Consider the following 24698-nt stretch of genomic DNA (forward strand, 5'->3'; position numbering starts at 1 on the left):
ATAAAAACAAAAAAAAGCCTTCATAAAATGAAGGCTTTTAAAGTTATTTTAAACAAATACTAGTTTACAGCACCTGCTAAATCAGAACCAGCTTTAAACTTAACAACGTTTTTAGCTTTGATTTTGATAGTTTTTCCTGTTTGAGGGTTTCTTCCGTCTCTTGCAGCTCTTTTAGATACTGACCAAGAACCAAATCCTACTAAAGAAACTCTGTCTCCTTTTTGTAATGCTCCTTCAATTTCGATTAACGCACATTCTAAAGCTTTCTTTGATGCAGCTTTTGTAATTCCTGCGTGTTCTGCCATAGCGTCGATTAAATCTGTTTTGTTCATAATTTTAATTTTAATTATTAATAAATTGTTGATTAACAGTTTTTGTTAAATCCTCTACAAAATTATACGGATTATGCTATTACGCAAGTAATAGCAAGGGAAATGCATGGTTTTGTTAATAACTTAAGGCATTTGTTAATAAAGATGAGCATTTTATAGCGATTTATAGCTATATCAATGATAGAAAGGGTTTAGAGAAGTTTTGCGTCTTTATCAAAAGTATAACCATTTAATAGAGACTTAACGTCCATTGTTCTTTTCCCAGGAAGCTTTATCTCTAATAAATTTATAAAGCCTTCTTTTACAGCTACTTTAAGTGTTGATTTGCTACTAATAAGGGTTCCTGTTTCTAAGTTATGTTGCTCTATTTCAGGCTCTGCTTTGTATATTTTAATGTCTAATACCTCTTCATTGTTGTGTAATTGGCACCAAGCAGCTGGATATGGACTTAAACCTCTTATCTTGTTATAGGTGTTTTTAATAGATGCTGTAAAATCTAATTTACAGTTATCTCTATTTAATTTGTAGGCAGTTTTTGAAATTGCATCTTCTGGCTGAGGTGTCGTCTTAACATCTCCTTTTTCAATAAGTTGTATAGTATCTACTACTAAGCCACTTCCAATAGACATTAATCTGTCGTGTAAGCTTCCAGCGTTTTCAGTTGGTTCAATATCTGTTTCTTGTTGCAAGATCATTGCTCCAGTATCAATTTTTTCATCTATAAAAAAAGTAGAGACACCAGTTTTTGTTTCGCCATTTATAATAGCCCAATTTATTGGAGCAGCACCTCTATAATTAGGTAATAAAGACGCATGTAAATTAAAAGTACCATGTTTTGGCATATCCCAAACTACTTTTGGTAACATTCTAAAAGCTACAATAATCTGTAAATTAGCTTTTAATGCTTCAAGCTGTTCTAAAAAATCTGTGTTTTTAAGATTTGTAGGTTGTAAAATAGTTAAACCTTGTTCTTTTGCAAATACCTTTACTGCAGATTCGTTTAATTTACGTCCACGTCCTGCTGGTCTGTCTGGTGCTGTAATGACACCAACTACATTATATTTATGGTCTAAAATTGTTTTTAAGGTTGCGACAGCAAAATCTGGCGTTCCCATAAATACTATTCTTATGTCTTTATTCATATCTATTTTAATTTGTAGCTATTAGTTTTTGTAATGTCTATAACATTATCTTCTAGTAGTACTTTTAATGTATTATTAATATCTTCTTCGTTATAATCAAGCTGTTTAAATAACTCTTTAGAGTTTTTGTTACCAATCTCTAATACTTTAATTATGTTGTTTTTAATAGCTTTAAAATCTGTTTTGGGTTTCGCTTTCGCTAAAATACAAACAGAACAAATCCCACAGTTCTCAATATCTTGCTCTCCAAAATAAGTTAACAGCTGTTTGCTTTTGCAAATTTGGTCATTATTAACGTAATCTAATACTGCTTTTACCTGTTTTTGTTTTAATGTATTTTGTTGTTCTATAATTGTAGCAATTCTATTTATAGCTTTATCATCCTCTCTTGGTTGGATAAAAGTAATTTGCGCATCTGTTTTATTTATTTTAAGTGTAATTATTTCATCTTTTTCTAATTGCTCTAAAACCGAAACTAATGTATCTTCTTTTACAGATGCTTTAATTACTATTAAGCTAATGTTTATTTTTGTATTGTGCTCAAAAATCCCTCCATAAGTTCTTAAAATAGATTTTATTATAATTTCAAAATCTTTATGAGAGTCTAAATATTTAAATAATGTAACACTAGACACTATAAATTGTACCTCAATACGTTTGTTAAATTGTTTACTAAGATTAATAATACTAGTGTTGTCTAATATTTGCAAAGCCTTATAGGTCATTACAGTATTAAATTTATAGGTTTTACAAAAGTCATTAAAATTAAAATCAAAAACTTGTTCTGCTCCTTCTCCATAAGGGATTTGAAAATAGTTGCTTAATTTTCTGTATACTATTTTTACATAATCTACAGTAGGTAAAACTTTTATAAATTGATTGTTTAACGTATTATAATCGTTGTTGTTTTTTAAAATAACAGCATAGGCTTTAGCCTCATCACGACCAGCTCTTCCAGCTTCTTGAAAATAACTTTCTATACTATCTGGTAAATTAATATGTATAACTGTTTTTACATCTGGTTTATCAATTCCCATTCCAAATGCGTTTGTAGCAACAATAACTTGCTTTTTATTACTAATCCAGTCTTGTAAGTTTTGATCTTTTATTGTGTTGTTTAATCCACCATGATAAAAGGTGCTGCTAATATTTTTTTTCTCTAAAAATTGACTAATTTCCAGTGACAATCGTCTGTTTCTAACGTAAATAATAGAAGATTGCGGGTTTTTGTTTAAAATAGCCTCTAGTCTAAAATATTTATCTTCCTCATTAAAAACCATATAAGCAATGTTTGGTCTATAAAACGATTGCTTAAATACTTTTGGAGCAATAAAATCTAATTCTGTAATAATATCTTGTACAACTTCTGGTGTTGCACTTGCAGTAAGAGCAATTACATTTATAGTTGGATGTAGTTGTCTTAAAATAGTAATATTTTTGTAAGCTGGTCTAAAGTCATTTCCCCATTGACTAATACAATGGGCCTCATCTACAGCAATCAAATTTACATTCATTTGCCTAATACGATCTTGTACTAGTTCTTGCTGTAAACGCTCTGGAGAGAGGTATAAAAATTTATAATTACCATAAATGCAATTATCTAAAAGTGTATCAATGTCTTTATGTGCAATTCCGCTAGTTAAAGCAATAGCTTTAATGCCTTTATTTTGAAGTGCATTTACCTGATCTTTCATTAAAGCTACTAAAGGAGAAATAACAATACAAATCCCTTCCATTGCTAAAGCTGGAATCTGGAAACAGACACTTTTTCCTCCACCAGTTGGTAATAATGCAAAGGTGTCTTCGCCTTCTATTACTGCATTAATAATGTCTTCTTGTAAAGGTCTAAAGGATGTAAATTTCCAATAACGTTCTAATATGTTTATTGGATGTGCCATTATAAGGCTTTTACAACGTCTAAAATGTGTTGCGCTCTGGTTTCAATACTTCCAAAAGGGACGTCTTGTAAATTGTAATCGTATTTCTGGTAGGTTTCCAACAGGTTATGATGTATAATTTTTGCTTGCTCAAAACTTTCGTAACGTACAGCATCACTTTTGTATATTTCTTGCCAAGGTGCTAAAATAAACACGTAATCATAGGTGTTTTTTTTGCAAGAGGCAATGAAATTTTCTGGATAGTCTTCTTTTACATAATCCATATATGCCACAACGTCAGGAATACCTCTGTCTAAAAACACAAATTGACTGTCACTATTTTTGGCATCTTGATATTGCTTTTCTCTACCTTTTAAAAGTAATTCGCTAAACAATAAAGGTTTGGTTAAAAACAACTGTTCTATCCCTTTCTCTCTAGCGTCAAGGGTTACTTGCCTAGATATTTCTTCATAACAGGTATAACCACGTTTAATTAACTCGTTAATAATTGCAGATTTCCCTGTACTTGGACCTCCTGTAATGACTATTTTTTTTGCTTTCAAATGAAATAATTTAATTGTAAAAATCCGAAATAAATTCATTAAAAAAAAATCTAAACAAATTGGTATATTTGTTGTTTATAAAATTAGCATGAATAAGACACCAAATCCAGAAGAATTTTACGCAAAATTAAAAGTACAATTACAAGACACAACATTGTGGCCAAATGAGTATTTGTATAAATTTATAGTGCTTTCAAGCTTAGAAAAAATTGCTCAAGTTGAAGCGATTTTTGATAATATGGGTGCAGTTATTAAAACTAAAGAGTCTAGTAATGGTAAGTATACTAGCGTTTCTATTAATGTTAGGATGAAAAACCCAGATCATGTAATTAAAAAATATTTAGAAGTTACAGAAAAAGTTGAAGGAGTGATAAGCCTATAGTTTTTTTTTGTATTTTGCACGTGCATTAGAAACTTCGATGCGACACATATAAATTCTACACTTTTTTATTTTGATAGACGACATAGAGTATAACACAGAGCGTGAACATTTAATTATTCCTGAATATGGAAGACATATTCAAAAAATGATTAACCATGCTAAATTGCAAGACACTAAAGAAGAGCGCAATAAACTAGCAAAATCTATAATTGCTGTCATGGGTAATATGCAACCGCATTTACGTGATGTAGCAGATTTTCAGCATAAGCTTTGGGATCAATTATTTATCATGTCTAATTTTGAATTAGATGCAGATTCACCTTATGGAGTACCTTCAAAAGAAGAATTGTCAGAACGTCCTGAAGTTTTAGAGTATCCTCAGAATTTTCCAAAGTATCGTTTTTATGGTAACAATATAAAAACCATGATTGACGTTGCAAATACTTGGGAAGAAGGTGAGATGAAGGAAGCACTGTTATATACAATTGCTAACCACATGAAAAAATGCTTTTTAAATTGGAATAAAGATACGGTTGAAGATGAAGTTATTTTTACACATTTATTCGAATTATCTGATGGTAAAATTAATTTAAAAGGATCTGAAGAAGCTTTAACAGATTCATCACGTTTGATGAAGATGTCAAGCGGAAAAAAATACTCTAAAAGTTCTAATAATAAAAAAGGAACTAACAAGAAAAACAACAACCAAAACCGAAACCGAAAAAGATATTAATCATATTTATGGGAACATTTAAAATTGAAGGTGGACACCAACTTAAAGGAAACATCCAACCTCAAGGCGCAAAAAACGAAGCATTACAAATATTGTGTGCTGTTTTATTAACTCCAGAAAAAGTAACCATAAATAATATTCCTGATATTATTGATATTAATAAGTTAATTACCTTATTAGGAAACTTAGGAGTAAAGGTTAATAAATTATCTGAAGGTACTTATACCTTTCAAGCAGATAATATTGATTTAGATTATATGCAAACTGCCGATTTTAAAAAGGAAGGTAGTGGTTTAAGAGGGTCAATTATGATGGTTGGACCATTATTAGCACGTTTTGGTAAAGGATATATTCCAAAACCAGGAGGAGATAAAATTGGACGTCGTCGTTTAGATACGCATTTTGAAGGTTTTATAAATCTTGGAGCAAAATTTAGATACAATCGCGAAGATTATTTTTATGGTGTTGAAGCCGATAAATTAGTTGGTACAGATATGTTGTTAGACGAAGCTTCTGTAACAGGAACTGCTAATATTGTAATGGCAGCAGTACTTGCAGAAGGTATAACAACTATATACAACGCAGCTTGCGAGCCTTACTTACAGCAATTATGTAAAATGCTAAATAGGATGGGAGCCAAGATTTCTGGTGTAGGATCTAATTTATTAACCATTGAAGGTGTTGATAGCTTAGGTGGTACAGAGCATACCATGTTACCAGATATGATTGAAATTGGTAGTTGGATTGGTCTTGCTGCTATGACAAAAAGCGAACTGACTATTAAAAATGTAAGTTGGGATGATTTAGGTCAAATACCTGATGTGTTTAGAAAACTAGGTATTACTGTTGAAAAACAAGGAGACGATATCCATATTCCTGCACATAAAGATGGTTACGAGATACAAAACTATATTGATGGTTCAATTTTAACCATTGCAGATGCACCTTGGCCAGGATTTACTCCTGATTTATTAAGTATTGTATTGGTTGTGGCAACTCAGGCTAGAGGAGAGGTTTTAGTACACCAAAAGATGTTTGAAAGTCGTTTATTCTTTGTAGATAAATTGATAGATATGGGAGCAAAAATAATACTTTGCGATCCACACAGAGCAACAGTAATGGGTCATGACTTTAAGTCTCAATTAAAAGCAACTACTATGGTGTCTCCAGATATTAGAGCTGGTATTAGCTTGTTAATTGCAGCATTATCTGCAAAAGGAACATCTACAATCCATAATATTGAACAGATAGATAGAGGTTACCAAAAAATAGTAGAACGTTTACAAGCAATTGGAGCTAAAATTGAACGTTTTGAAGGGAATTAAAATTTATGAAAAACTTAAAAACACCATTAATTGTAGTATTAGTATTTACATTGTTATCTTTTCAATCTATAGAAAAGATATTAGGTAAATGGGAAATAGAGAAAGTAACAGTCAATTCAGTTGAGCAAGAAAAAGAAGAAGAAAGGAATTATATTGAATTTTTAGAAAATGGTATAGTCAATTCGTATATAACTAATGAAGGCACTATTGATACTGAACATTCTGGAACTTGGGTATATAATGGAGATGAAAAAATACTAACAATTAAAGAAGAATATGTTCCTGATGAACAATACAAAATAGTGAAATTAGATAGCCAAAATCTTATGCTGGAATCAGTTAATAAAGAAGAGGATGTTGTTATTCAAATTTATTTTAAAAGAAAAATAAAATAATTATAAAAAAGCTTCAATTTTTAATTGAAGCTTTTTTTATGTTTTTAGTTAAAAGAAATTTATTCCATACTATAAAAATACTGTTCACTAGCAATTTTACCATCTTTTACTTCGTATACACAAACCTCCTCCATTTGTTGTCTTCCTCTGTCTTTAAAAGTGCAATCAAAAGTCATTTTTGCAGTAAAAAAGTTTCCAGCTACAACAGGCTCGCTAATAGAACTAGCATGAAATGCTTCCACGTTTTCTAACCATTCTTTACTTTTATTCCAGATATTTTGCTTTCCAGAGGTTACTTCTCCTGGCATTCCAGGCATTTCTTTGCAAACCACGTTGTCTGCATATAATTGTTCTACACATTCAAGGTTTTTACCTTCTCTGCACATATTAGCCCATTGTTGAGCAACTTCTTTAGTATTCATAAATATTTAGATTTTAGTTTGATTTAAAGATAATAAAAAATTGCGTATCAATTGTTTTGTCATTAATTTGGTTTTATTCGAAATTAGTTTTGATTTAACTTATCTATTTCACTATCAATTCTAAAATTTAACATTTCTATTTGTTTATCATACTTATCAGTATCCTCACTAATTGCTTTTTTAATTAGTAAAAAGGTTTCTAGTCTTAATTCTGAATACTTTAATAACGTTTTGTTTTGATTTAATAAATCAGAAGATAAACCATCAACAGTATTTAATTCTTTAATAATATCAACATTCTGTTTCCATTTTGGTATTACTAAATTATCTAATTCGCTTATTAAAGTTGTATTATTTTTAGTACTTATATTATCATAAAAAGTTAGAGATTCAGTTTCGTTTTTAGAAAACTGTTCGATTTTTGTATCATAAATTTTATAAGCTGGATTATTTGATTCTAGGTAAGCATATCCAAATAGCCCAATTCCAATTATTAATAGTGAAATAAAACCAACTCCAGCAGCTCTCCAACCTGAAAAAAATGAATTTTCATTTTCTTTGTGGATCTTTAAATCATCTCCTTGTTTCCACTCGACGATTGCCCAAATAATTGCAGTATAAATTGATGGAATTAATACTCTAGGAAGTTTTTCAATTATATTTTGAGGAATTAAAAATATACCTCCAAAAAGTACAATGGTTGTAATAATTCCTATAATTAAAGATTTACGTCCTTCATCTGGTTTATTTAAAGCATTAAAATTTTCGCTAATTAAATAACCAGCAGCTAATGGTTCACCTAAAAATGTTGCTCCACTTATTGCTTTAGCAGAATGTAGTTTAATGTCTTTTGTTTTATTTTTTGCTTGTATTTCAATTTCACTCATGTTTTAGCTTGTCTGTGTTTAATAGTTGGTGTACTAAAATAGCAAATAACATATAGAGTTTAAAGTATAATAAAACTATTCTTTAATAATAAATTTAGGCTACTGCTTCCTTATAAACCTTCAAGCAACGTTCTCTAGCAGCTTTATGATCTACAATTGGAGTAGGATAGGTTAGCTCCTGATAATCTGGAACCCACTGTTTTATATATTGGTGTTTTTTATCAAACTTTTCAATCTGTGTTGTTGGGTTAAAAATCCTAAAGTATGGTGCAGCATCAACACCACAACCAGCAACCCATTGCCAGTTACCAACATTACTAGACATATCGTAGTCGTTTAATTTTAAAGCAAAATAAGCTTCTCCCCAACGCCAATCTATTAATAAGTGTTTGCATAAAAAACTACCAATTAACATGCGTACACGATTATGCATAAAGCCAGTTTGGTTAAGTTGTCGCATTCCTGCATCTACTAAAGGGTAACCTGTTTTACCTTCGCACCAAGCTTTAAATTCGGTTTCATTGTTTCGCCATTCAATACGATCGTATTTTGGTTTAAAAGCATCTATTTGTGTATGTGGAAAATGCCATAAAATTTGCGTAAAAAACTCACGCCAAATTAATTCTTTTAAAAAGGTAATATTGCTTTGTTTGTTAGCTTCATTAACCATTTTTCGGACACTAACAGTACCAAAACGTAAATGTGGTCCTATTTTAGAGGTATTGTCTTGTGCAGGAAAATTACGTGTTGCTTCATAATCTGCAATTAATTGTGGTGTAACTGTATAAGGTTTAACTTTTATTTTTGCTTCTGTAAAACCAATAGTTTCTAAATCTAAATTTGGTAATCTTTCTGCTTTAAAAGTATGGTCTAATAGTGTTTCTGATGGATAAAAAGTAATACCTTTTCTTTTAAAAGTATCAATCCAAATACGTGAAAATGGCGTATAAACTCTATAAGGTGTACCATCTTTTTTTACAATTTCATTACGTTCAAAAATAACTTGATCTTTATACGTTTTAAATTCAATATTCTTTGAATTTAAAAGTGTTTTAATAGTATTATCCCTGGCAATTGCATAAGGCTCATAATCGTGATTTGTATATACAGACTTTACTGTATAATCTTCAATTATCTGTTTGAATATAGTTTCTGGTTTACCTTTAAAAACAGCAATAGTAGAGTTGTGTTTTTTAAGACTAATTTGCATAGTTTTTAAGCTATCATGTATAAAAGTTACACGAGCATCATCCTTTGGGAGTTTGTCTAAAATGTCATCATCAAAAATAAAGATTGGTAATACAGGTTTGCCACTTTTTAATGCTTGGTATAAACCATGATTATCTTCTAGACGTAAATCACGTCTAAACCAAAATATGTTAATTGCTTGTTTCATCTTTAGTATTTACCAAATAATTCTTCCAATTTAGTTGTTCTGTATTTAAAAATTTCTTCCAATTTAGGTTTCACTAAAATAGGATGCATTAGTTGACCTAAAAATCCCATTGGTATTTTATAGTCTATAATATCTTCCATTTCTACACCACCTTCAATTTCTTTTATAAAATGCTTGTGATGCCAAAGTGAGTAGGGACCAAAACGTTGTTCATCCACAAAGTATTCGCCTTCTTTTGTATGTGTAATCTCTGTAACCCATTTGGTTTTAATACCAAAAACTGGTGTTACTATGTATTGAATAATTTGTCCAGCAAACATTGGTCTATCTGCACCAGATAAGATATTAAATCCCATATAATCTGGTGTAATGACTTTTAGGTTTTTAGGATCCGAAAGAAAATTCCAAGCTTGTGTTTTAGTAATTGGTAAATTCTGTTTTTTGTGTAACCTGTATATTTTCATCTTAATTATTTAAAAGAATATAAGCATTAAGCGATGTTGCTATTAACAACCAAACCATGTATGGTAATAATAAGTAACTTATGTTTTTTATTTCTTTTTTATTGCTGAAGAAAAACGTGAAAATTACAACTGTTAAAGCAGAAATAACTACTAAACCTAGAGCAACTTGATGCTGATTGAAAAACACATAATTCCATATTACATTTAAAAATACTTGAAGTGTAAAAGCTAACCTTAGCTTTGTAGAATCTGATTTTAAAAATAAATATGCTAAATAAATTGAAAAACAAACCATAATAATTGTCCAAGCCACACCAAAGACCCATCCTGGAGGTGTCCAAGGAGCTTGATTTAAGCTTGTGTACCAATCTGTCATTGGTCCATTATTCATTAGCCAACTTCCAAGTGCTAATGCGCCAAAATTGATTAGTAAAAATAATATTAAAGGTTTAAGAATTTTCATTTTTTAATTTTTCAATGTTATCCATAACTTTATTAGCTTCTGCATATGCTGCATCACTTTGACTTCTGTTTATTGATGATAATCTATAATAGTCTTTCATAAGTTTATTATATTTTATTTGCAGCTTTTCTATTTCGGTTTTTGATTTAAATAATCCAAACATAATTTTTAATTTAAGTATTTTGTTATTTTAGAACTGGTTGGGCTAGTCATAGAATAGAAATAATCTAAAAATTGACCTTCTGGACCAACTAAGTATTTTTGAAAATTCCATTTTACAGTTGAGCTGCTCAAACCATTGTTTTGTTTTTTAGTTAACCAATCATATAAAGCATGTTGATTGTTTCCTTTTACATCTGCTTTTTCAGTAATTAAAAAAGATACTCCATAATTGACTTCGCAAAACGTTTCAATAGCATTAGCATCTCCTGGTTCTTGACTTCCAAATTGGTTACATGGTATACCAATGACTTGTAATTTGTCATTATATTTTTGATGTAAGCTTTGTAAGTCCTTGTATTGAGGTGTAAAACCACATTTTGATGCTACATTTACAAATAATATGTATTTGCCTTTAAATAATTTAAAATCTATAGGTTTGTTTTGTAAACTATTAATTTTAATATCATAAATAGAGGTTACATTAGTCAGATTAGTATCTGTTTTTAAAAATAAAGTTGCAAGAAATGTTTTAAATGGATTCATAGTTTTATAATTTAAAGCTGACTATCCCACAGTCCATTTCAAAAATTTGTCCCGAAATTGAAGCTGCTTTACTTGAAGTTAAAAACGCAACCATGTCAGCAACTTCCTGAGGGTTTAGAAATTTTTTAAGAGGATGACGTTGGGTCATGTTTTCAATCATTTTTTCATTACGTAATAATTTTGATGCTAAAGTAGTATCTTTAACAGTTGTTGCAATTGCATTAATCCTAACTGTAGGTGCTAATTCTGCTCCAATAGATTTTACTAAACCTTCAATAGCACTTTTTGAAGCAGCAACACTTGCATGAAATGGCATCCCTAATTTTGTTGCTACTGTACTAAATAAAATGATTGAAGGGTTTTGTCCTTTTTTTAGAGGCTCAATATATTTTTGAATAGATTTTACTGCTCCAATGACATTAACTTCAAAATCTTCCCTAAAATCCTCTAACTTTAAGCGTCCTAAAGGCTTTAAATTTATACTTCCTGGACAATAAATTAATGTATCAACTTTAGGTATATCTGGTAAGTCTTCATTTAAAACATCACAAGTATAATGTGCTAAATTTGGATGAGTTAATTCTGGAGCAGTCCTACTAATATTGCTTATTTTATGAGTATTAACAAAGGTTTCTGTAATGGCTTTCCCTATACCTTTGCTACCTCCAATGATGACTAAATGTTTCATGATTTTTTAATTATTGGGTATAAAAAAAGTGGTACTAACATAATTTTTTATGTTAAATTGTACCACTTTGTTAAGTGTTTATCTAAAATATAATAACCTATATTTTATGCAGCAGACGGTCTACCTTTTAAACGTTTTTCAATTTTTTGTTTTATAACTGTTAGGTCTTTCATAAGATCCATCAATTCTGAATCTTTATTTACTTTATATAATTCGTTTACACCTAGGATTAATTCTTTAACCTCTCTTGCAGCAATAATTCTATCGCTAGTTGTAATAAATTTGTGTTTTTTTTCTTTAAATTCTATTGCTTTTTCTACAATGCTCATAATCTTACTCTTTTTTTTAATAATTCTAAAACTAAGTTGTTTTTTAGTAGCTATTTTACTATTAAAAATAGTTTTTAGTTTTAAAAATTTCGTTTTAATTCCACGTGACGATACACATGTCTTTTTGTTAAGCGTACTTGTACCTAAGAACGTTTTTTATATAATATAATTTTGTTTTTAAGCCATTAAAATTCTAGTTGAGAATAAAAGAGGCTTTTTAGCTTTACTTATATAGGTACTAAGTTTAGCTCATAGTTTGAGTTAATGTACTAATTTTATTTACCAACTACTAATCTAAATAGTATTAATTTTCAAATAAAGTAATTTTTAACTTATTATTGTGGTTTAAACCACAAAAAATTTATTTCACCTATTTTTAATTGGATTTTTTAACTCTAAATCTATCCTTCTTATTTTTGTAAACTGTTTTATCGTTTAGATATTTTGTTGTGTGTGATTTGTTTTTGTCTTGAGCATTTAAATCGTCCTTTTTCAAAATCACGTTTTTTACTGTGCTTTGTGTTTCTTCCTTGCACTCTTGATCGCCATAATTTGAAACTACTTAGTTTCATTTCGAGACGCATTAATGTAATTATTTCTTGTTCTTTTATTCCAAATTGAAACGTAATAGCTTCAAAAGGAGTGCGATCTTCCCATGCCATTTCTATGATGCGATCTAACTCTTCAATTGTAAATTCTTTAATCATTTATTTAGATGAAAAATTAAACTGCACATTATAACTTGTTTTTTATTTAGCAGTTTGTCAATGAACTTTTTATTTTCTTGACTGGTACAAATTGTCAAATAATCAGTTTTTAATTATTAATTCAAATATACAAAATGTTTAATATTTTTACTAATATGTTAAACAAAATTTAACATATTAGATTCTGTTACTTTTCTAAAAAGGTTAATTTAGTTTGTCAGGTATTTAATTATTACTTGTTGATCGTTTTGTATTACTAAAACTTTCTTTTAAATTAGGCATTAGCCAATTTATTTATCATCCCTTTAAATATAAACCCATGAAAGGGTAGGACACTGTACCAATATAACCTTCCCCAAAGTCCACGTGGCCTAAAGGTTGCACGTTGGTATACTTTCCCTTTGGCGACTTTAAATTCTAACCAAGCTTCACCAGGTAGTTTCATTTCGGCAAAAAGGATGAGGCGTTTCTCATCTTTATCTGCCAATAAAACACGCCAAAAGTCTAGCGCATCTCCTATTTTAATTTCTGTTTTATTAGTGCGTCCTCTTCGTAAGCCAATTCCACCAACCATTTTATCTAAAAACCCTCTAATTTTCCATAATACTGTACCATAATACCAACCGTTTTCTCCACCTATAGCCCATATTTTGTCTAAAGTGCGTTTTTCGTCTAAAACATTACGCTCTTTAATGTCTATAAAACAACCATATTTTGGCACTTTCAGGTATTTTGTAGAAGCCTGTTTTTTATGACGACTATTTATAAATGCATCTTTCCAACTTGAGATAATTTCATTGCCTTCAATTTTTACAAAAGCAAATTTTACTGCTTCTTTGTAAGACATAGGTTGCACATTTAATAGTCTATTGATGTTGCTTGTTTCTCCAATAATCTCAATTCCCATACTATTTACTAATGATGAGGCTAGTTTAAAAGACGTGGATGTAACAAAATATAACCAATAACTGGAAAGTTTTGGAGTCATTACAGGTACAGTAAAGATATATCGTTTTAATTTTCTTACTTCAGAAAATTGTAATAACATTTGCTTATATGTCATGATTTCTGTACCAAAAATATCATGAGAGGTATTGTATAATTCTGGTTTAGCTAAACCTTTTATTAAAAAAGCTAATACGTCGCGTACACCAATGGGTTGTGTTTTAGTGTTTAACCATTTTGGTGCTACCATAACAGGTAGTTTTTCGACTAAATCACGAATAATTTCAAAACTTGCACTCCCAGAACCAACAATGATTCCTGCTTTAAAAACGGTTAATGCATAGTGGTCAGATTTTAAAGTCTCTTCAACGTTTTTTCTGGATAGTAAATGTTTAGAAAGTTTAGTGTCATTGGTAATCCCGCTAAGATAAATTACTTGTTTAACGTTAGTAGTTTCGATATAGTTTTTAAAATTGATTGCACAGTCTTCTTCCATTTTATGAAATCGATCAACCGAGTTTGACATCGAGTGTATTAAATAATAAGCAGCATCAATATCTTTTGGAATGTTTTTAAGTGTGTCTGACTTTAAAAAATCGGCTTCAATTACATGTAGATTATCCTCGTCGGAATATTTTTTTTCGGTACGCAATTTTCCACGAACAGCACAAAAAACAGTGTGGCCTTGATCTAATAATAACGGAATAATGCGCTTACCAATGTAGCCTGTTGCTCCTGTTACTAATATTTTCATGGGTTTTGTTTTTTACTGCTTAAATATTTTCGGTCTTTGGTATGCTAAGCGTTTTTTTAATTTTGGGATTGTATATCCATCCAAGCCATTAATGGTAGTAATATTTGCTTTAGATAGATTTATAAAACCATCGTCTTCTAATAAATCATCATTTATGTACAAACCTTTAATTTCTCCAATTACCAAAATAGTATCATTTTCTTTAATTGGATATTCTGTAACAAATTGCATTTCTAATTGTATTGGAGAGTCTTTTACAAATGGTGAAAAGCAGTCTTTTTTATATTCTGAAGCTAAGTTTGTGACATCAAATTCTGAGATACTTTTTTTATATTTTGCAGAAGTATGATGAGCGTCTTCAAAATTATCTAAATGAATAGAATTTAAGGTGTAAATCCCAGTTTCCTTTATGTTTTCATATGTATGACGCATAACCGTTGTTGGCCTACAGAAAAAGCCAAGTAGAGGAGGACTGCTTCCAATATGTGTGACTGAACTAAAGACAGCTACGTTTTCTTCTCCTGCTTTAGATTTTGTTCCAATTAAATTTGCACTTTTAAAACCAGAGCAACTATTTATTAGGTTAATCTTGTATAGATGTTGTAAAGCGTCTATTTTTTTTCTGCTGAAATATGCCATTTATAAAGTCCTAAAGTTATTTATTTTAACGTTTTTTGCTTTTAAATCAAACATTAAATTATATAGCCCAAAGAACGTTCTGTTTATGTAAATAAAATGTTTAGAACCTCTGTTAGCATTCATTTTCCGTAGCTCTGTGTTTTTGCTGTAACGTTGCCCCATTTCTGATATAGCATCAAAAAATTCTGGATTTGAAAAGTCAAAAACTTCTTCATTGAATGGCTTAGTAAACAAGCTTAACAGCTCGTGAAACATATTAGAGAAAAACGCTAATTCTTCTTTGCTATCATCTTTACGTAATATTTCCAGTTCATACATTTTTTCTTTAAAAAGCTTAGGGTTATCAATCACTTCTTTTGTAGCTAACTCAAAATAAGGCACATAAAAATCGTTTGGGATTTCCTTCATACAACCAAAATCTAAAGCAATTAAATCTGCTTCTTTTGAGATTAAAAAATTTCCAGGGTGTGGATCTGCATGTACTTTTTTAATGACATGCATTTGGTACATATAAAAGTCCCATAGTGCCTGACCTAACTTGTTTGCTTTGTCTAGATCTGTGTTATAAGCAGTAAATTCTGAAAGATGTTCACCTTCCATCCAATCCATTGTAATGATGCGTTCTGAAGATAATTGTTTGTAATAATTTGGAAATTTTAAATTAGGTATATGTTTACAGGCTTCAACAATAGCTAAGCTTTGTTCAACTTCTAGAATATAATTAGTTTCTTCAATTAGCTTATTTTCAACTTCTTTAAAATATTTATCAGAATCTTTTCCTTTAATATTAAACATTTTGATTGCAATAGGCTTAACCATTGCTAAATCTGAAGCAATGCTATCTGCAACACCAGGATATTGAATTTTTACAGCAAGTTTTTTTTCATCCTTTTCTGCTAAATGTACTTGTCCAATGCTTGCAGCATTTACTGAGTTAAGATTAAATTTATCGTAAATTTGACTTGGTAATTTTCCAAAATATTTTTTAAATGTTTTACTAACTAAAGGAGCTGATAAAGGCGGAACAGAGAATTGTGCTAAAGAGAATTTTTCTACATAAGCTTGTGGTAAAATACTTTTTTCCATGCTTAACATTTGCGCAACTTTAAGTGCACTTCCTTTAAGTTTTTTTAGTCCATCATAGATGTCTTCTGCATTGTTTTGGTCTAATCTAGATTTTGCTTCAGCTTCAGTTTTGGTGATTTTGTCACCATAATATTTTAAATAATTGACACCAACTTTGGCTCCAGTGGTAACCATTTTGGTAGCGCGTGCAATTTTTGAGGTAGGTATTTTATCTATTGTTTTCAATAGTTTGCTTTTTAAATTAATTCATCTGAATTTTTTCTTTGAAGATGAATTTTCCAAAGTCAATGATACTTTTTAGAGGGATTACATTTAATACATCAAAACTAGTATTAACTGATTTTTCAATAAAAACATCTGTTTTTTCAAATGAAGAAGAAGTATCATCCATCCAAAATTTCAGGGTTAATAATAATTGAAGCCAAGCAGTTTCTTTAAGACCTCTGTTTTGAATACGCTGTAATTGGTCTTGTTTAACATCAATTAATTCAATATCTAAGTCATTAATATAATTGGTGAAACTTGATTTTAATTCTGATAAAGCAGAAAAACTTTTTAAGCTATTTTTATACTTGTTTAATGTATATATTACATAGCTTCTGTTTGCTGTTAAGTTTTCAAAAAAGGTAAAGTAAAAGCTTAATAGTTTGTTTCTTGGGTTGAAAGACTTATAATCTTCATTAGCCTCTAAAGCTTTATGAGTATTATCAAAAAAAGTTTTAAAAACTTGCTTTTCTAACGCATCAAAACCACTAAAGTGTTCATAAAATTTTGCTTCATCAAAATTGTTATGTTTTGCAAACACGTAAACAGATTTTGGTTGTTCATTATGTTCTAAAACATAATCCATATAATATGAAATTATTTGGATTGCATTTATATTTTTCTTTTTTGCCATCTTGTAAAGATATTTATAGCATAAACATACAAAATGTTTAACTATAAATAATAATAGTTAAACAAAATTTAACAAGACTTTGTGTTTGCTAGTTTAGAATTAAATAAATTATAGGATAAAACTGCCGAAATAGCTCCTAAAACATGCGCTGCAATATAAAACCAAACATGATCAAAACGACCAGTAAATAGTGCAGGAGCAATGGTTCTGACTGGATTCATGGAGGCTTTTGTAATTGGTCCAGCAAACATAGCTTCTAATAGTATGATGCCTCCAACTGCAATTCCAGCCATTACACCAATTTCTTTACTTCCTGTTGAGATATTTATTATCACAGACATTAAAATAAAGGTTAAAATAAACTCAATAATTCCAGCTTTAAAATCTGGATAACCTGTCATAGGTGTACTCTCTCCTAAAAATTGACTATCTGGAAACAGATACCATAATAAAGCTATTGCTATAATGGCTCCTAAAAATTGAGCTATAAAATATTTTGGTACTTCTTTCCAAGCAAATTTTTTAGCAAATGCAAAACCTATGGATACTGCAGGATTAAAATGAGCGCCAGAAATTGCACCAAATGCATAAATCATTGCCATTACAATTAGTCCCCAGACAGAAGCTACGCCAACATGAGAGATGCTTCCATTGGTTACCTCGTTTATAGTCATGGCTCCACAACCACAAAAAATCATTGCAAATGTACCAATGGTTTCTGCTAGATATTTTCTCATTTATTGTGTGCTTACTTGTTGGAATACATACTTCATTTCTGTAGCTATTTGTGTCGATCTTTCTAAATATTTTTCATCTTGAAGCTCTGTATTATCAAATGCTTTTGGATCTTCATAAGTAATAGGAATACGTTTTTCTGCTCCAGCAATAAAAGGACAACCTTTATCAGCGCTTGAGCAGGTTAAGATTGCTGCAAAATTGGATTTAGGGTTAAATGCGTCATCATATGTTTTAGAAAATGCAATTATTGGATGTGCATTGTCATTATATTTTATGCTATAAATTGGATTGTTTCCTTCTGCAATTGTTTTAATATCAAAACCTGTTTTTGATAGTGTTTCAGCAGCTTTTGGAAATAAAGCAGTTGCTTCTGTTCCTCCAGAATAACAAGTAACATTAAAAATATTGAAATAGTTAGATAATACTTGTGCCCAAACTTGTGACAAATGACTACGTCTGGAGTTATGTGTGCAAATAAAATTTAAATCTATTGGTTGTTTTTGTTTGCTTTTTAAACTTACAAAATCTATTAAAGGCTGTAAAATAGCTTTACGATCTTCAGAGATTGAATCTGTTTTTAAGTTTTCTATATATAAGTTGATGTCTTTAAACATTTTTTTTGATTAATTATATTTATTGTTATTTAGCAACATCCAGAACCTGGAGCACAAGTTTCGGTTTTTGGTAACTGTTCTGTTGGAATACCACATTTATCTTTTGCTAAACAATCTGTTATTAAGGAAGTTAGTTGAAAAGAATTGTTTTCAAAACCTAATCCAAATTTTTGAATGGTATATTCTCCTTGAAACTCCACTTCAATCTCTAAATTGTCAAGATTAAAAATATCTTCAGACAATTCTATAATTTTTACTAATTTTTCTGGATGTAGTCTGTGGTCATAATCATTAGCATTCCATAATTGAAAGTTTACCTTTTTTTCTTGTCTTACAGTTCCACCACAATCTATAAAATGCTTTGTAGTTTTTCCTACTTCTGTAACATGAAAATGACTTGGTACTAAGCTGCCATCAGGTAAAGTAAATGATATTGTTTCTAAATTTGTTAAGTGCTTTTTTATTTCTGAAAGTGTCATAATTTTAAGTTTTATTATGATTAATATTATGTGTTTAGCAACACGAGTTGCTGTTTAAATCGTTATCTAAAAAACTGGCTAATAAGGTTTTCATAGCAGACCAATTTTCTGTGTTTATACAATAGCAAACGCTTGTGCCTTCTATTGTGCCTTGTATTAATCCAAGATTTTTAAGTTCTTTTAAATGTTGAGAAATTGTAGGTTGTGCTAAACCAATTTCTTCTACTAAATCACCGCAAACACACGCATTTATTTTAAATAAATGTTGTATAATGGCAACTCTAGCTGGATGCCCAAACGCTTTTGCAAATAATGCAATTTGGTTTTGTGAATCTGAAAATTTTTCGGTTTTAACTAATCCCATTTTAATCTATTAATTTGTACATCGCAATATTACGATTAATAATTTAATCAAAAAAGCGTTTCAACTTTATTTTAAGTTTTTATTAACAAACTAGGTGTTAGTTATGCTTAAATTTATAGACTATTAAAAAAATCAAAAAAACTAAGACCATGAAAAAACTAATTACATTATTTATGGCATTAACAGTATCTTATGCTGTTAACGCACAAGTTAAAGCACCACAGCCAAGTCCATTTCAAAAAATTGAGCAAAAAGTTGGGCTTACTGACATTACTCTAGAATATTCTAGACCATCTATGAAGGGTCGTACGATATTTGGAGATTTAGTACCATTTGGTAAATTATGGAGAACAGGAGCAAATAAAAATACGACTATTACTTTTAGTGATGCTGTTACTATTGGAGGAAAAGAAGTTAAAGCTGGATCTTATGCTGTATTTGCTACTCCTAATGCAGAAAGTTGGGATGTTGTTTTTTATAACGATACTAATAATTGGGGAACACCTAAAACATGGGATGAGAGTAAAGTTGCTGCTAAAGTTACAGCAGAAGTTTATCCATTACCTATGGATATTGAAACCTTTACAATGTCTTTTGATGATATGACTAATGGATCTACAATGCTTGGTATGATGTGGGAAAAGGCATATGTTGGAGTAAAAATTGATGTGCCAACAGATAAAAAGGTAAGTGCTAGTATTGATAAAGTAATGGCTGGTCCAAGTGCTGGAGATTATTATAGTGCTGCTGTATATTACTTAAATGCAGGAAAAGATATTAAGCAAGCTGTAAAATGGATTGACATGGCTGTAGAAATGACAAAAGATGACCCTAAGTTTTGGTATTTACGTCAGCAATCTTTAATTTATGCTAAAGCTGGAGATAAAAAAGGGGCTATTAAAGCTGCAAAAGCTTCTTTAAAAGGAGCAGAGAAAGCAGGAAATGCTGACTATATTAAAATGAATGAAGAGTCTATAAAAGAATGGAAGTCTATGTAAAAAACTGCTTCTAACCTTTAGCTATAAAACTTAAAAAAGCGCAATCTAACGATTGCGCTTTTTTTATTGGTTTGTCCAAAAATATTGAAGGTCTTTATCTATTTTCCAATCTAAGCTTTCGTATAATTTTTGTGCTGGATTTGTGGTTTCGGTTTGTAAGGCTATACCTTTGTAATCTAGATTTATACATAGTTTTTTTGCTTCGTTTAATAGTGCAACTCCAAAACCTTGTTTTCTATAGTTGCTATCTACATATAGGTCGTTTAATATAAATAAAGGCTGCATACTTACACTTGAAAAACTATGGAAAAGTTGTGTAAAACCAACTGGCTTATTTTCCGCGAAAGCGATTAAAATAATAGTGTCTTGGGTTTCTAGTCTGGCTTTAATAAATTGTCTTGCTGCTTCTGGATTTGACACTTGTCTATAAAATACGCGATACGCATCAAATAATGGGACAATTTGATCTAGGTGTGTGTAGTTTGCTTTTAAAATAGTCATAAAAAAAATCTGTAAATGTCAATTTACAGATTTTAAATATTTAATGAAGTAATTTAGATTAACTATTTCTGTTTTTATTGATTTCGTCCTGAAGTTGACGTCTTACTTTTTGCTCACGCTCTAGTGCATTACGTCTATGATCTTCAAACTCTTCTTCTGTTTCTCCTAGTTTTATTCTGGCTTGTTTTGTAATAGAATTACTATTCTTGAATTTAAATATAAAAAAGAATAATAATGCTAATAAGCCAGCAATGATAGACCAAAGTAAAGTGTTGTATCCTACTTTGCTCATTTGTAAACCAAATAGCGTCATGCTGTCTTTTTCTTGGTTTGTAGCATCTAAATTAGTTTTGGTATTGGATAAACTGCTTTTTAATTGTTCAATTTCTTGAGTTTGAGATGCAACTTTACTATGTGTGTTTAGTAGCTCTTTTTTTAATGCTTTAAGCGAATCTAAAGTATGGGATTTGATTTTTGCAATCCATTCGTTTCTTATAACTTCATAAGATTGGCCACGTTCATCTCTCCAATTAGTAGATTTTTTGGTTAGAAACTCAAATTGATTTTCAAGAGTTCCAGAATCTAATGACAACTTCTCATCTTCAGCTTCGGTTTGTGTTTGTGCAGCTAAAGGAAGCGATATTAGAAAAATAAAAAAAGCGACTAATAGATAGTTTGATTTATGCATGGTTATTTAATTTGTTAGCTTTCGCTTTGCGAAAATATAAAAAATGGTTTGCTTTTCAGCTTAAAAAACAACAAAAAGCCTTACAATTTGTAAGGCTTTATATATACGTTTAAAACTTATTATTGGATGTTAATAGTAAGTAAATCGTCTAACTTTAGCAATATACTTAGCAAGTCTAATTACTTGATGACTATAGCCATACTCGTTATCATACCAAATATATAATAAAACGTTTTTACCATCTTTTCTTACTATGGTTGCTTTGCTATCGTAAATTGAAGGAGCAGAACTACCAATTATATCGCTTGATACCAGCTCATCACTCATTTCATATTTAATTTGCTCTACTAAGTCACCTTCTAAAGCATATTTTTTTAATGTTGCATTAATACTATCTACGCTAGCTTTAGAAGATAGTTCTAAGTTTAAAATAGCTAAAGATCCATTTGGTACAGGAACACGAATAGCATTTGATGTTAGTTTACCTTCAAAACTAGGTAATGCTTTAGATACCGCTTTTCCAGCTCCAGTTTCTGTAATAACCATATTTAAACCTGCTGCACGACCACGTCTGTATTTTTTATGAAAATTATCGACTAGATTTTGATCGTTTGTATAAGCATGAATAGTTTCTAAATGCCCAGATTTTACACCATAAGTGTCTTCCATAGCTTTTAAAATAGGTGTTATAGCATTAGTTGTACAAGACGCAGCAGAGAATATATCTAACGTATCAGGATTGTTCTCTAAATGGTTAACACCATACACTATATTTGGAATTCCTTTTCCTGGTGCTGTTAGTAAAACTTTATCTGCACCTGGAGAGTTTTTTAAACGTGTTAAGGCTTCTTTGTCTCTAAAAACACCAGTGTTATCAATAATTAAAGCATCATTGATTCCGTATTTAGTATAATCTATATCTTCTGGTTGATTGGCATTAATAATTTTTACAGTTGTACCATTAATTATTAAAGCTTTATTTTTTAGATCTGTAGTTACTGTACCAGAAAAATCACCATGTACAGAGTCGTTGCGTAATAATGCTGCACGTTTTTCTAAAACAGTAGCATCTAATTGACCACGTGTTACTATAGCACGTAGACGTAACTGGCTACCTTTACCAGTACGTGTCATTAACTCTCTAGCTACTAAACGACCAATACGTCCAAAACCATAAAGAACTACATCTTTAGGTGTAATATCTTTAGTTTTACTAGCTCCTTTTAGTTTGTTAGCTACAAACGCCATAGCATTGCTATACTTTTTTTCTTCTAAATGATACTCATAAGTCAGTTTACCAATATCTAATTTAGCAGGAGGTACGTCTAAAGTTTTAATAGCTTGGGCAATTTCTACAGAATCAAAAATTGAAATTGGTTTTTGTACAAACTCGCCAGCATATTCATGAAGGTTTAAAATTTCTGATACATTTCTGTCAATTAATTGGTTTCTAAAAATGACCAATTCTATTGATTTATCGTACCAAAGGTCGCTAACAATTTTAATAAATTCTACAGTTGCTCTACGTCTGTCAGCTTGAAACGCTAATTCGTTTTCGTAAGTTTCGTTAATAGACATTGTGTTTTGTTTAGTGTGTGTTGTTAATTTTGATTTTAAAATTTTGGCAAAAGTATTGATTTCAAACGATTTCGTAAAGTGTTTTGGCATAAAAAAAGCACTTAATTTAAATTAAGTGCTTTTTTATTTTTACAATAAAAAAATTATCTCAAACCATAACGATTTGTTTCTCCTTTAGAGTTTATTAACTCAATGCTTAAAGGTTGATACGTATCTCTATTTTTAAGTATTTGATCTACATCTTCAATAGAGTTTACTTTTATATTATTAATTGCTGTAATGATATTACCTTCTTCAATACCTTCACTTTGTAAATATCTTCCGTAAGTACCATTAACTTTGGTAATTTTTACTCCATTTTTTGCTTTTAGTTTTTTTAAGTCTTGTGGTTTTGCATTTTTTATTACTCCAATTACAGGTAAAATAAATGTGTTATTTTTTAATAAAGTGACTTGTAAGTCTTTTTGCACACCATTTCTTAATAAAGTAACATTAACTATATCATTAGGTCTTTTAGAGTCTAAAAAACCTCTTAAATCACTAAACTTTTTGATTGATATATTATCAATTTTCTTAATAATATCGCCACTTTTTATTCCTGCAGCTTCAGCACCTGTGTCTTCCTCTACATCATCAACATAAAAACCTTCGGTTTCTGCAACTCCTAGTTTTTCTGCATAAGCACTATTTAAAGAACCACCAATAACACCCAAAATTCCGTTTTGGACATTACCAAATTCCATAATATCTTGCACTACTTTTTTTGCAATGTTACTTGGTACAGCAAAAGAATATCCTATATACGATCCTGTTTGAGACGTAATAGCTGTGTTTATACCTATTAGCTCTCCAGCTGTATTAACTAAAGCACCTCCAGAATTACCTGGATTAACAGCAGCATCTGTTTGTAAAAAAGATTGTGTGCTTTTTCCGCTTAAATCCCTAGATTTTGCGCTTATAATTCCTGCAGTAACTGTAGATGTTAAATTAAATGGATTACCAACAGCTAAAACCCATTCGCCAATTTTTGCAGTATCACTATCACCAAAAGTAGTGTAAGGTAATTGGTCATCAGTATCTACTTTTAATAAAGCAATGTCTGTTTTTGGATCTGTACCAATTATTTTTGCTTCTAGGGTTCTGTTATCATTAAGTGTAACACTAAGTTGATCGGAGTTTTCAATAACATGGTTATTAGTAATTATATAACCATCTGGAGAAATGATTACACCACTTCCAGTACCTAATTGTCTTTGTTGCGGAATACGATTATATAAAAAATCTTGTATTGTTGGTCTTACATTTTTATTTACAGCTACATTTTTAACATGTACTACAGCATCTAAAGTTTTATCTGCAGCTGTAGTAAAATCAATACCTTCTGCAGTAGCTAAAGATGATGTATTTGTAGTTTTATAATTGGTTGGTAAAAAAACAGAGTTATTATCAGTTTTTGTAGCAATGGTCTGTTCTTCTTTTTCAAGAAAGGTTTTGTAAGTTCCTAGGGTAATTGCGCCTCCTAATACCGAAACTAAAACCAAAGTTAATATCTTTTTCATATAATACTTAGTTTAGATTTATTAGACTAACGCTTAAAATTAATTAA

General features: G+C 30.1%; 31 protein-coding genes. 5 read left to right on the plus strand and 26 right to left on the minus strand.

The features are described 5' to 3' along the window. Nucleotides 1–59: 59 nt before the first annotated feature. The 4 genes from SJY17_RS10190 to SJY17_RS10205 form a co-directional block, all read right to left on the minus strand. Nucleotides 60–332, minus strand: a complete 273-nt coding sequence (locus tag SJY17_RS10190; RefSeq protein ID WP_055436671.1) for an HU family DNA-binding protein — start codon at nucleotides 330–332, stop codon at nucleotides 60–62. 191 nt (nucleotides 333–523) lie between these two features. Continuing rightward, nucleotides 524–1474, minus strand: a complete 951-nt coding sequence (gene fmt / locus SJY17_RS10195) for a methionyl-tRNA formyltransferase (RefSeq protein WP_397362451.1) — start codon at nucleotides 1472–1474, stop codon at nucleotides 524–526. Nucleotides 1475–1476: 2 nt separating this feature from the next. Beyond that, entirely contained in the window at nucleotides 1477–3372 is a 1896-nt protein-coding gene (locus tag SJY17_RS10200; protein ID WP_397362452.1) for an ATP-dependent DNA helicase RecQ, read from the minus strand. Next, the gene (locus SJY17_RS10205; protein WP_397362453.1) at nucleotides 3372–3914 is read right to left on the minus strand and encodes an AAA family ATPase; all 543 of its coding nucleotides are present in this window, start codon (nucleotides 3912–3914) and stop codon (nucleotides 3372–3374) included. Before SJY17_RS10205 ends, SJY17_RS10200 begins: the two co-directional genes overlap by 1 nt. 88 nt (nucleotides 3915–4002) lie before the next feature. On the opposite strand from SJY17_RS10205, the gene SJY17_RS10210 reads away from it, so the two are divergent. The 4 genes from SJY17_RS10210 (at nucleotide 4003) to SJY17_RS10225 (ending at nucleotide 6749) form a co-directional block, all read left to right on the plus strand. Beyond that, complete coding sequence (locus tag SJY17_RS10210) at nucleotides 4003–4296, plus strand: DUF493 family protein (protein WP_397362454.1); 294 nt, start codon at nucleotides 4003–4005, stop codon at nucleotides 4294–4296. A 70-nt stretch (nucleotides 4297–4366) separates the two neighbouring features. Continuing rightward, complete coding sequence (locus SJY17_RS10215) at nucleotides 4367–5029, plus strand: DUF4290 domain-containing protein (protein WP_397362455.1); 663 nt, start codon at nucleotides 4367–4369, stop codon at nucleotides 5027–5029. 8 nt (nucleotides 5030–5037) lie between these two features. Next, nucleotides 5038–6354, plus strand: coding sequence for a UDP-N-acetylglucosamine 1-carboxyvinyltransferase (gene murA / locus SJY17_RS10220; protein WP_397362456.1), 1317 nt, complete (start codon nucleotides 5038–5040; stop codon nucleotides 6352–6354). A 5-nt stretch (nucleotides 6355–6359) separates the two neighbouring features. Then, complete coding sequence (locus SJY17_RS10225) at nucleotides 6360–6749, plus strand: lipocalin family protein (protein ID WP_397362457.1); 390 nt, start codon at nucleotides 6360–6362, stop codon at nucleotides 6747–6749. Nucleotides 6750–6808: 59 nt separating this feature from the next. Here SJY17_RS10225 and SJY17_RS10230 read toward each other — a convergent pair whose 3' ends face one another. The 18 genes from SJY17_RS10230 to SJY17_RS10315 all read right to left on the minus strand — a co-directional run bounded on the left by SJY17_RS10230 (nucleotide 6809) and on the right by SJY17_RS10315 (nucleotide 19327). Beyond that, nucleotides 6809–7171: a SnoaL-like domain-containing protein gene (locus tag SJY17_RS10230; RefSeq protein WP_397362458.1), complete on the minus strand. Its 363-nt coding sequence runs from the start codon at nucleotides 7169–7171 to the stop codon at nucleotides 6809–6811. Between the two features lie 83 nt (nucleotides 7172–7254). Further along, nucleotides 7255–8058: a hypothetical protein gene (locus SJY17_RS10235; protein ID WP_397362459.1), complete on the minus strand. Its 804-nt coding sequence runs from the start codon at nucleotides 8056–8058 to the stop codon at nucleotides 7255–7257. Nucleotides 8059–8152: 94 nt separating this feature from the next. After that, nucleotides 8153–9454 carry a cryptochrome/photolyase family protein gene (locus tag SJY17_RS10240; RefSeq protein WP_397362460.1) on the minus strand — a complete coding sequence of 434 codons (1302 nt, stop codon included), beginning with the start codon at nucleotides 9452–9454 and terminating at the stop codon, nucleotides 8153–8155. Nucleotides 9455–9456: 2 nt separating this feature from the next. Continuing rightward, nucleotides 9457–9918: a cell division inhibitor gene (locus tag SJY17_RS10245; protein ID WP_397362461.1), complete on the minus strand. Its 462-nt coding sequence runs from the start codon at nucleotides 9916–9918 to the stop codon at nucleotides 9457–9459. A gap of 1 nt (nucleotide 9919) precedes the next feature. Next, nucleotides 9920–10381: a TspO/MBR family protein gene (locus SJY17_RS10250; RefSeq protein WP_397362462.1), complete on the minus strand. Its 462-nt coding sequence runs from the start codon at nucleotides 10379–10381 to the stop codon at nucleotides 9920–9922. After that, entirely contained in the window at nucleotides 10368–10544 is a 177-nt protein-coding gene (locus SJY17_RS10255) for a Lacal_2735 family protein (RefSeq protein WP_397362463.1), read from the minus strand. Before SJY17_RS10255 ends, SJY17_RS10250 begins: the two co-directional genes overlap by 14 nt. A gap of 5 nt (nucleotides 10545–10549) precedes the next feature. Beyond that, on the minus strand, nucleotides 10550–11086 hold the full coding sequence (locus SJY17_RS10260; protein WP_397362464.1) for a glutathione peroxidase: 537 nt from the start codon (nucleotides 11084–11086) through the stop codon (nucleotides 10550–10552). 4 nt (nucleotides 11087–11090) lie between these two features. Next, the gene (locus tag SJY17_RS10265) at nucleotides 11091–11774 is read right to left on the minus strand and encodes an SDR family NAD(P)-dependent oxidoreductase (RefSeq protein ID WP_397362465.1); all 684 of its coding nucleotides are present in this window, start codon (nucleotides 11772–11774) and stop codon (nucleotides 11091–11093) included. A 104-nt stretch (nucleotides 11775–11878) separates the two neighbouring features. After that, entirely contained in the window at nucleotides 11879–12103 is a 225-nt protein-coding gene (locus SJY17_RS10270; protein ID WP_397362466.1) for a hypothetical protein, read from the minus strand. A gap of 428 nt (nucleotides 12104–12531) precedes the next feature. After that, nucleotides 12532–12810: a TIGR03643 family protein gene (locus SJY17_RS10275; protein WP_397362467.1), complete on the minus strand. Its 279-nt coding sequence runs from the start codon at nucleotides 12808–12810 to the stop codon at nucleotides 12532–12534. 274 nt (nucleotides 12811–13084) lie between these two features. Then, nucleotides 13085–14509 carry an SDR family oxidoreductase gene (locus SJY17_RS10280; RefSeq protein WP_397362468.1) on the minus strand — a complete coding sequence of 475 codons (1425 nt, stop codon included), beginning with the start codon at nucleotides 14507–14509 and terminating at the stop codon, nucleotides 13085–13087. Between the two features lie 12 nt (nucleotides 14510–14521). After that, on the minus strand, nucleotides 14522–15148 hold the full coding sequence (locus SJY17_RS10285) for a flavin reductase family protein (RefSeq protein ID WP_397362469.1): 627 nt from the start codon (nucleotides 15146–15148) through the stop codon (nucleotides 14522–14524). Continuing rightward, a complete protein-coding gene (locus SJY17_RS10290) occupies nucleotides 15149–16459 on the minus strand; it encodes an ABC1 kinase family protein (protein WP_397362470.1) in 1311 nt (436 codons plus the stop codon). It abuts the gene before it with no gap. A gap of 16 nt (nucleotides 16460–16475) precedes the next feature. Beyond that, nucleotides 16476–17132, minus strand: a complete 657-nt coding sequence (locus SJY17_RS10295) for a TetR family transcriptional regulator C-terminal domain-containing protein (protein WP_397362471.1) — start codon at nucleotides 17130–17132, stop codon at nucleotides 16476–16478. A 68-nt stretch (nucleotides 17133–17200) separates the two neighbouring features. Beyond that, nucleotides 17201–17869: an MIP/aquaporin family protein gene (locus SJY17_RS10300; protein WP_397362472.1), complete on the minus strand. Its 669-nt coding sequence runs from the start codon at nucleotides 17867–17869 to the stop codon at nucleotides 17201–17203. Further along, nucleotides 17870–18484, minus strand: a complete 615-nt coding sequence (locus SJY17_RS10305) for a protein-tyrosine-phosphatase (protein WP_397362473.1) — start codon at nucleotides 18482–18484, stop codon at nucleotides 17870–17872. Nucleotides 18485–18513: 29 nt separating this feature from the next. Further along, the gene (locus SJY17_RS10310) at nucleotides 18514–18963 is read right to left on the minus strand and encodes a DUF6428 family protein (protein ID WP_397362474.1); all 450 of its coding nucleotides are present in this window, start codon (nucleotides 18961–18963) and stop codon (nucleotides 18514–18516) included. A 34-nt stretch (nucleotides 18964–18997) separates the two neighbouring features. After that, nucleotides 18998–19327, minus strand: coding sequence for an ArsR/SmtB family transcription factor (locus SJY17_RS10315; protein ID WP_397362475.1), 330 nt, complete (start codon nucleotides 19325–19327; stop codon nucleotides 18998–19000). A gap of 149 nt (nucleotides 19328–19476) precedes the next feature. Between SJY17_RS10315 and SJY17_RS10320 the strand changes: the two genes are divergently transcribed. After that, complete coding sequence (locus SJY17_RS10320) at nucleotides 19477–20325, plus strand: DUF2911 domain-containing protein (RefSeq protein WP_397362476.1); 849 nt, start codon at nucleotides 19477–19479, stop codon at nucleotides 20323–20325. Nucleotides 20326–20388: 63 nt separating this feature from the next. Here the strand turns inward: SJY17_RS10320 and SJY17_RS10325 are convergent, their stop codons facing one another. The 4 genes from SJY17_RS10325 to SJY17_RS10340 form a co-directional block, all read right to left on the minus strand. Beyond that, on the minus strand, nucleotides 20389–20826 hold the full coding sequence (locus SJY17_RS10325; protein WP_397362477.1) for a GNAT family N-acetyltransferase: 438 nt from the start codon (nucleotides 20824–20826) through the stop codon (nucleotides 20389–20391). Nucleotides 20827–20884: 58 nt separating this feature from the next. Continuing rightward, nucleotides 20885–21514 (minus strand): tRNA (guanine-N1)-methyltransferase, encoded by a 630-nt coding sequence (locus tag SJY17_RS10330; protein ID WP_397362478.1) that lies wholly within the window; start codon nucleotides 21512–21514, stop codon nucleotides 20885–20887. Between the two features lie 129 nt (nucleotides 21515–21643). After that, on the minus strand, nucleotides 21644–23092 hold the full coding sequence (locus tag SJY17_RS10335; RefSeq protein WP_397362479.1) for a glyceraldehyde-3-phosphate dehydrogenase: 1449 nt from the start codon (nucleotides 23090–23092) through the stop codon (nucleotides 21644–21646). 143 nt (nucleotides 23093–23235) lie between these two features. Beyond that, on the minus strand, nucleotides 23236–24651 hold the full coding sequence (locus SJY17_RS10340) for a trypsin-like peptidase domain-containing protein (RefSeq protein WP_397362480.1): 1416 nt from the start codon (nucleotides 24649–24651) through the stop codon (nucleotides 23236–23238). Nucleotides 24652–24698: the final 47 nt, after the last annotated feature.

The sequence above is a fragment of the Olleya sp. R77988 genome, from assembly GCF_044594215.1.
Lineage (GTDB): Bacteria > Bacteroidota > Bacteroidia > Flavobacteriales > Flavobacteriaceae > Olleya.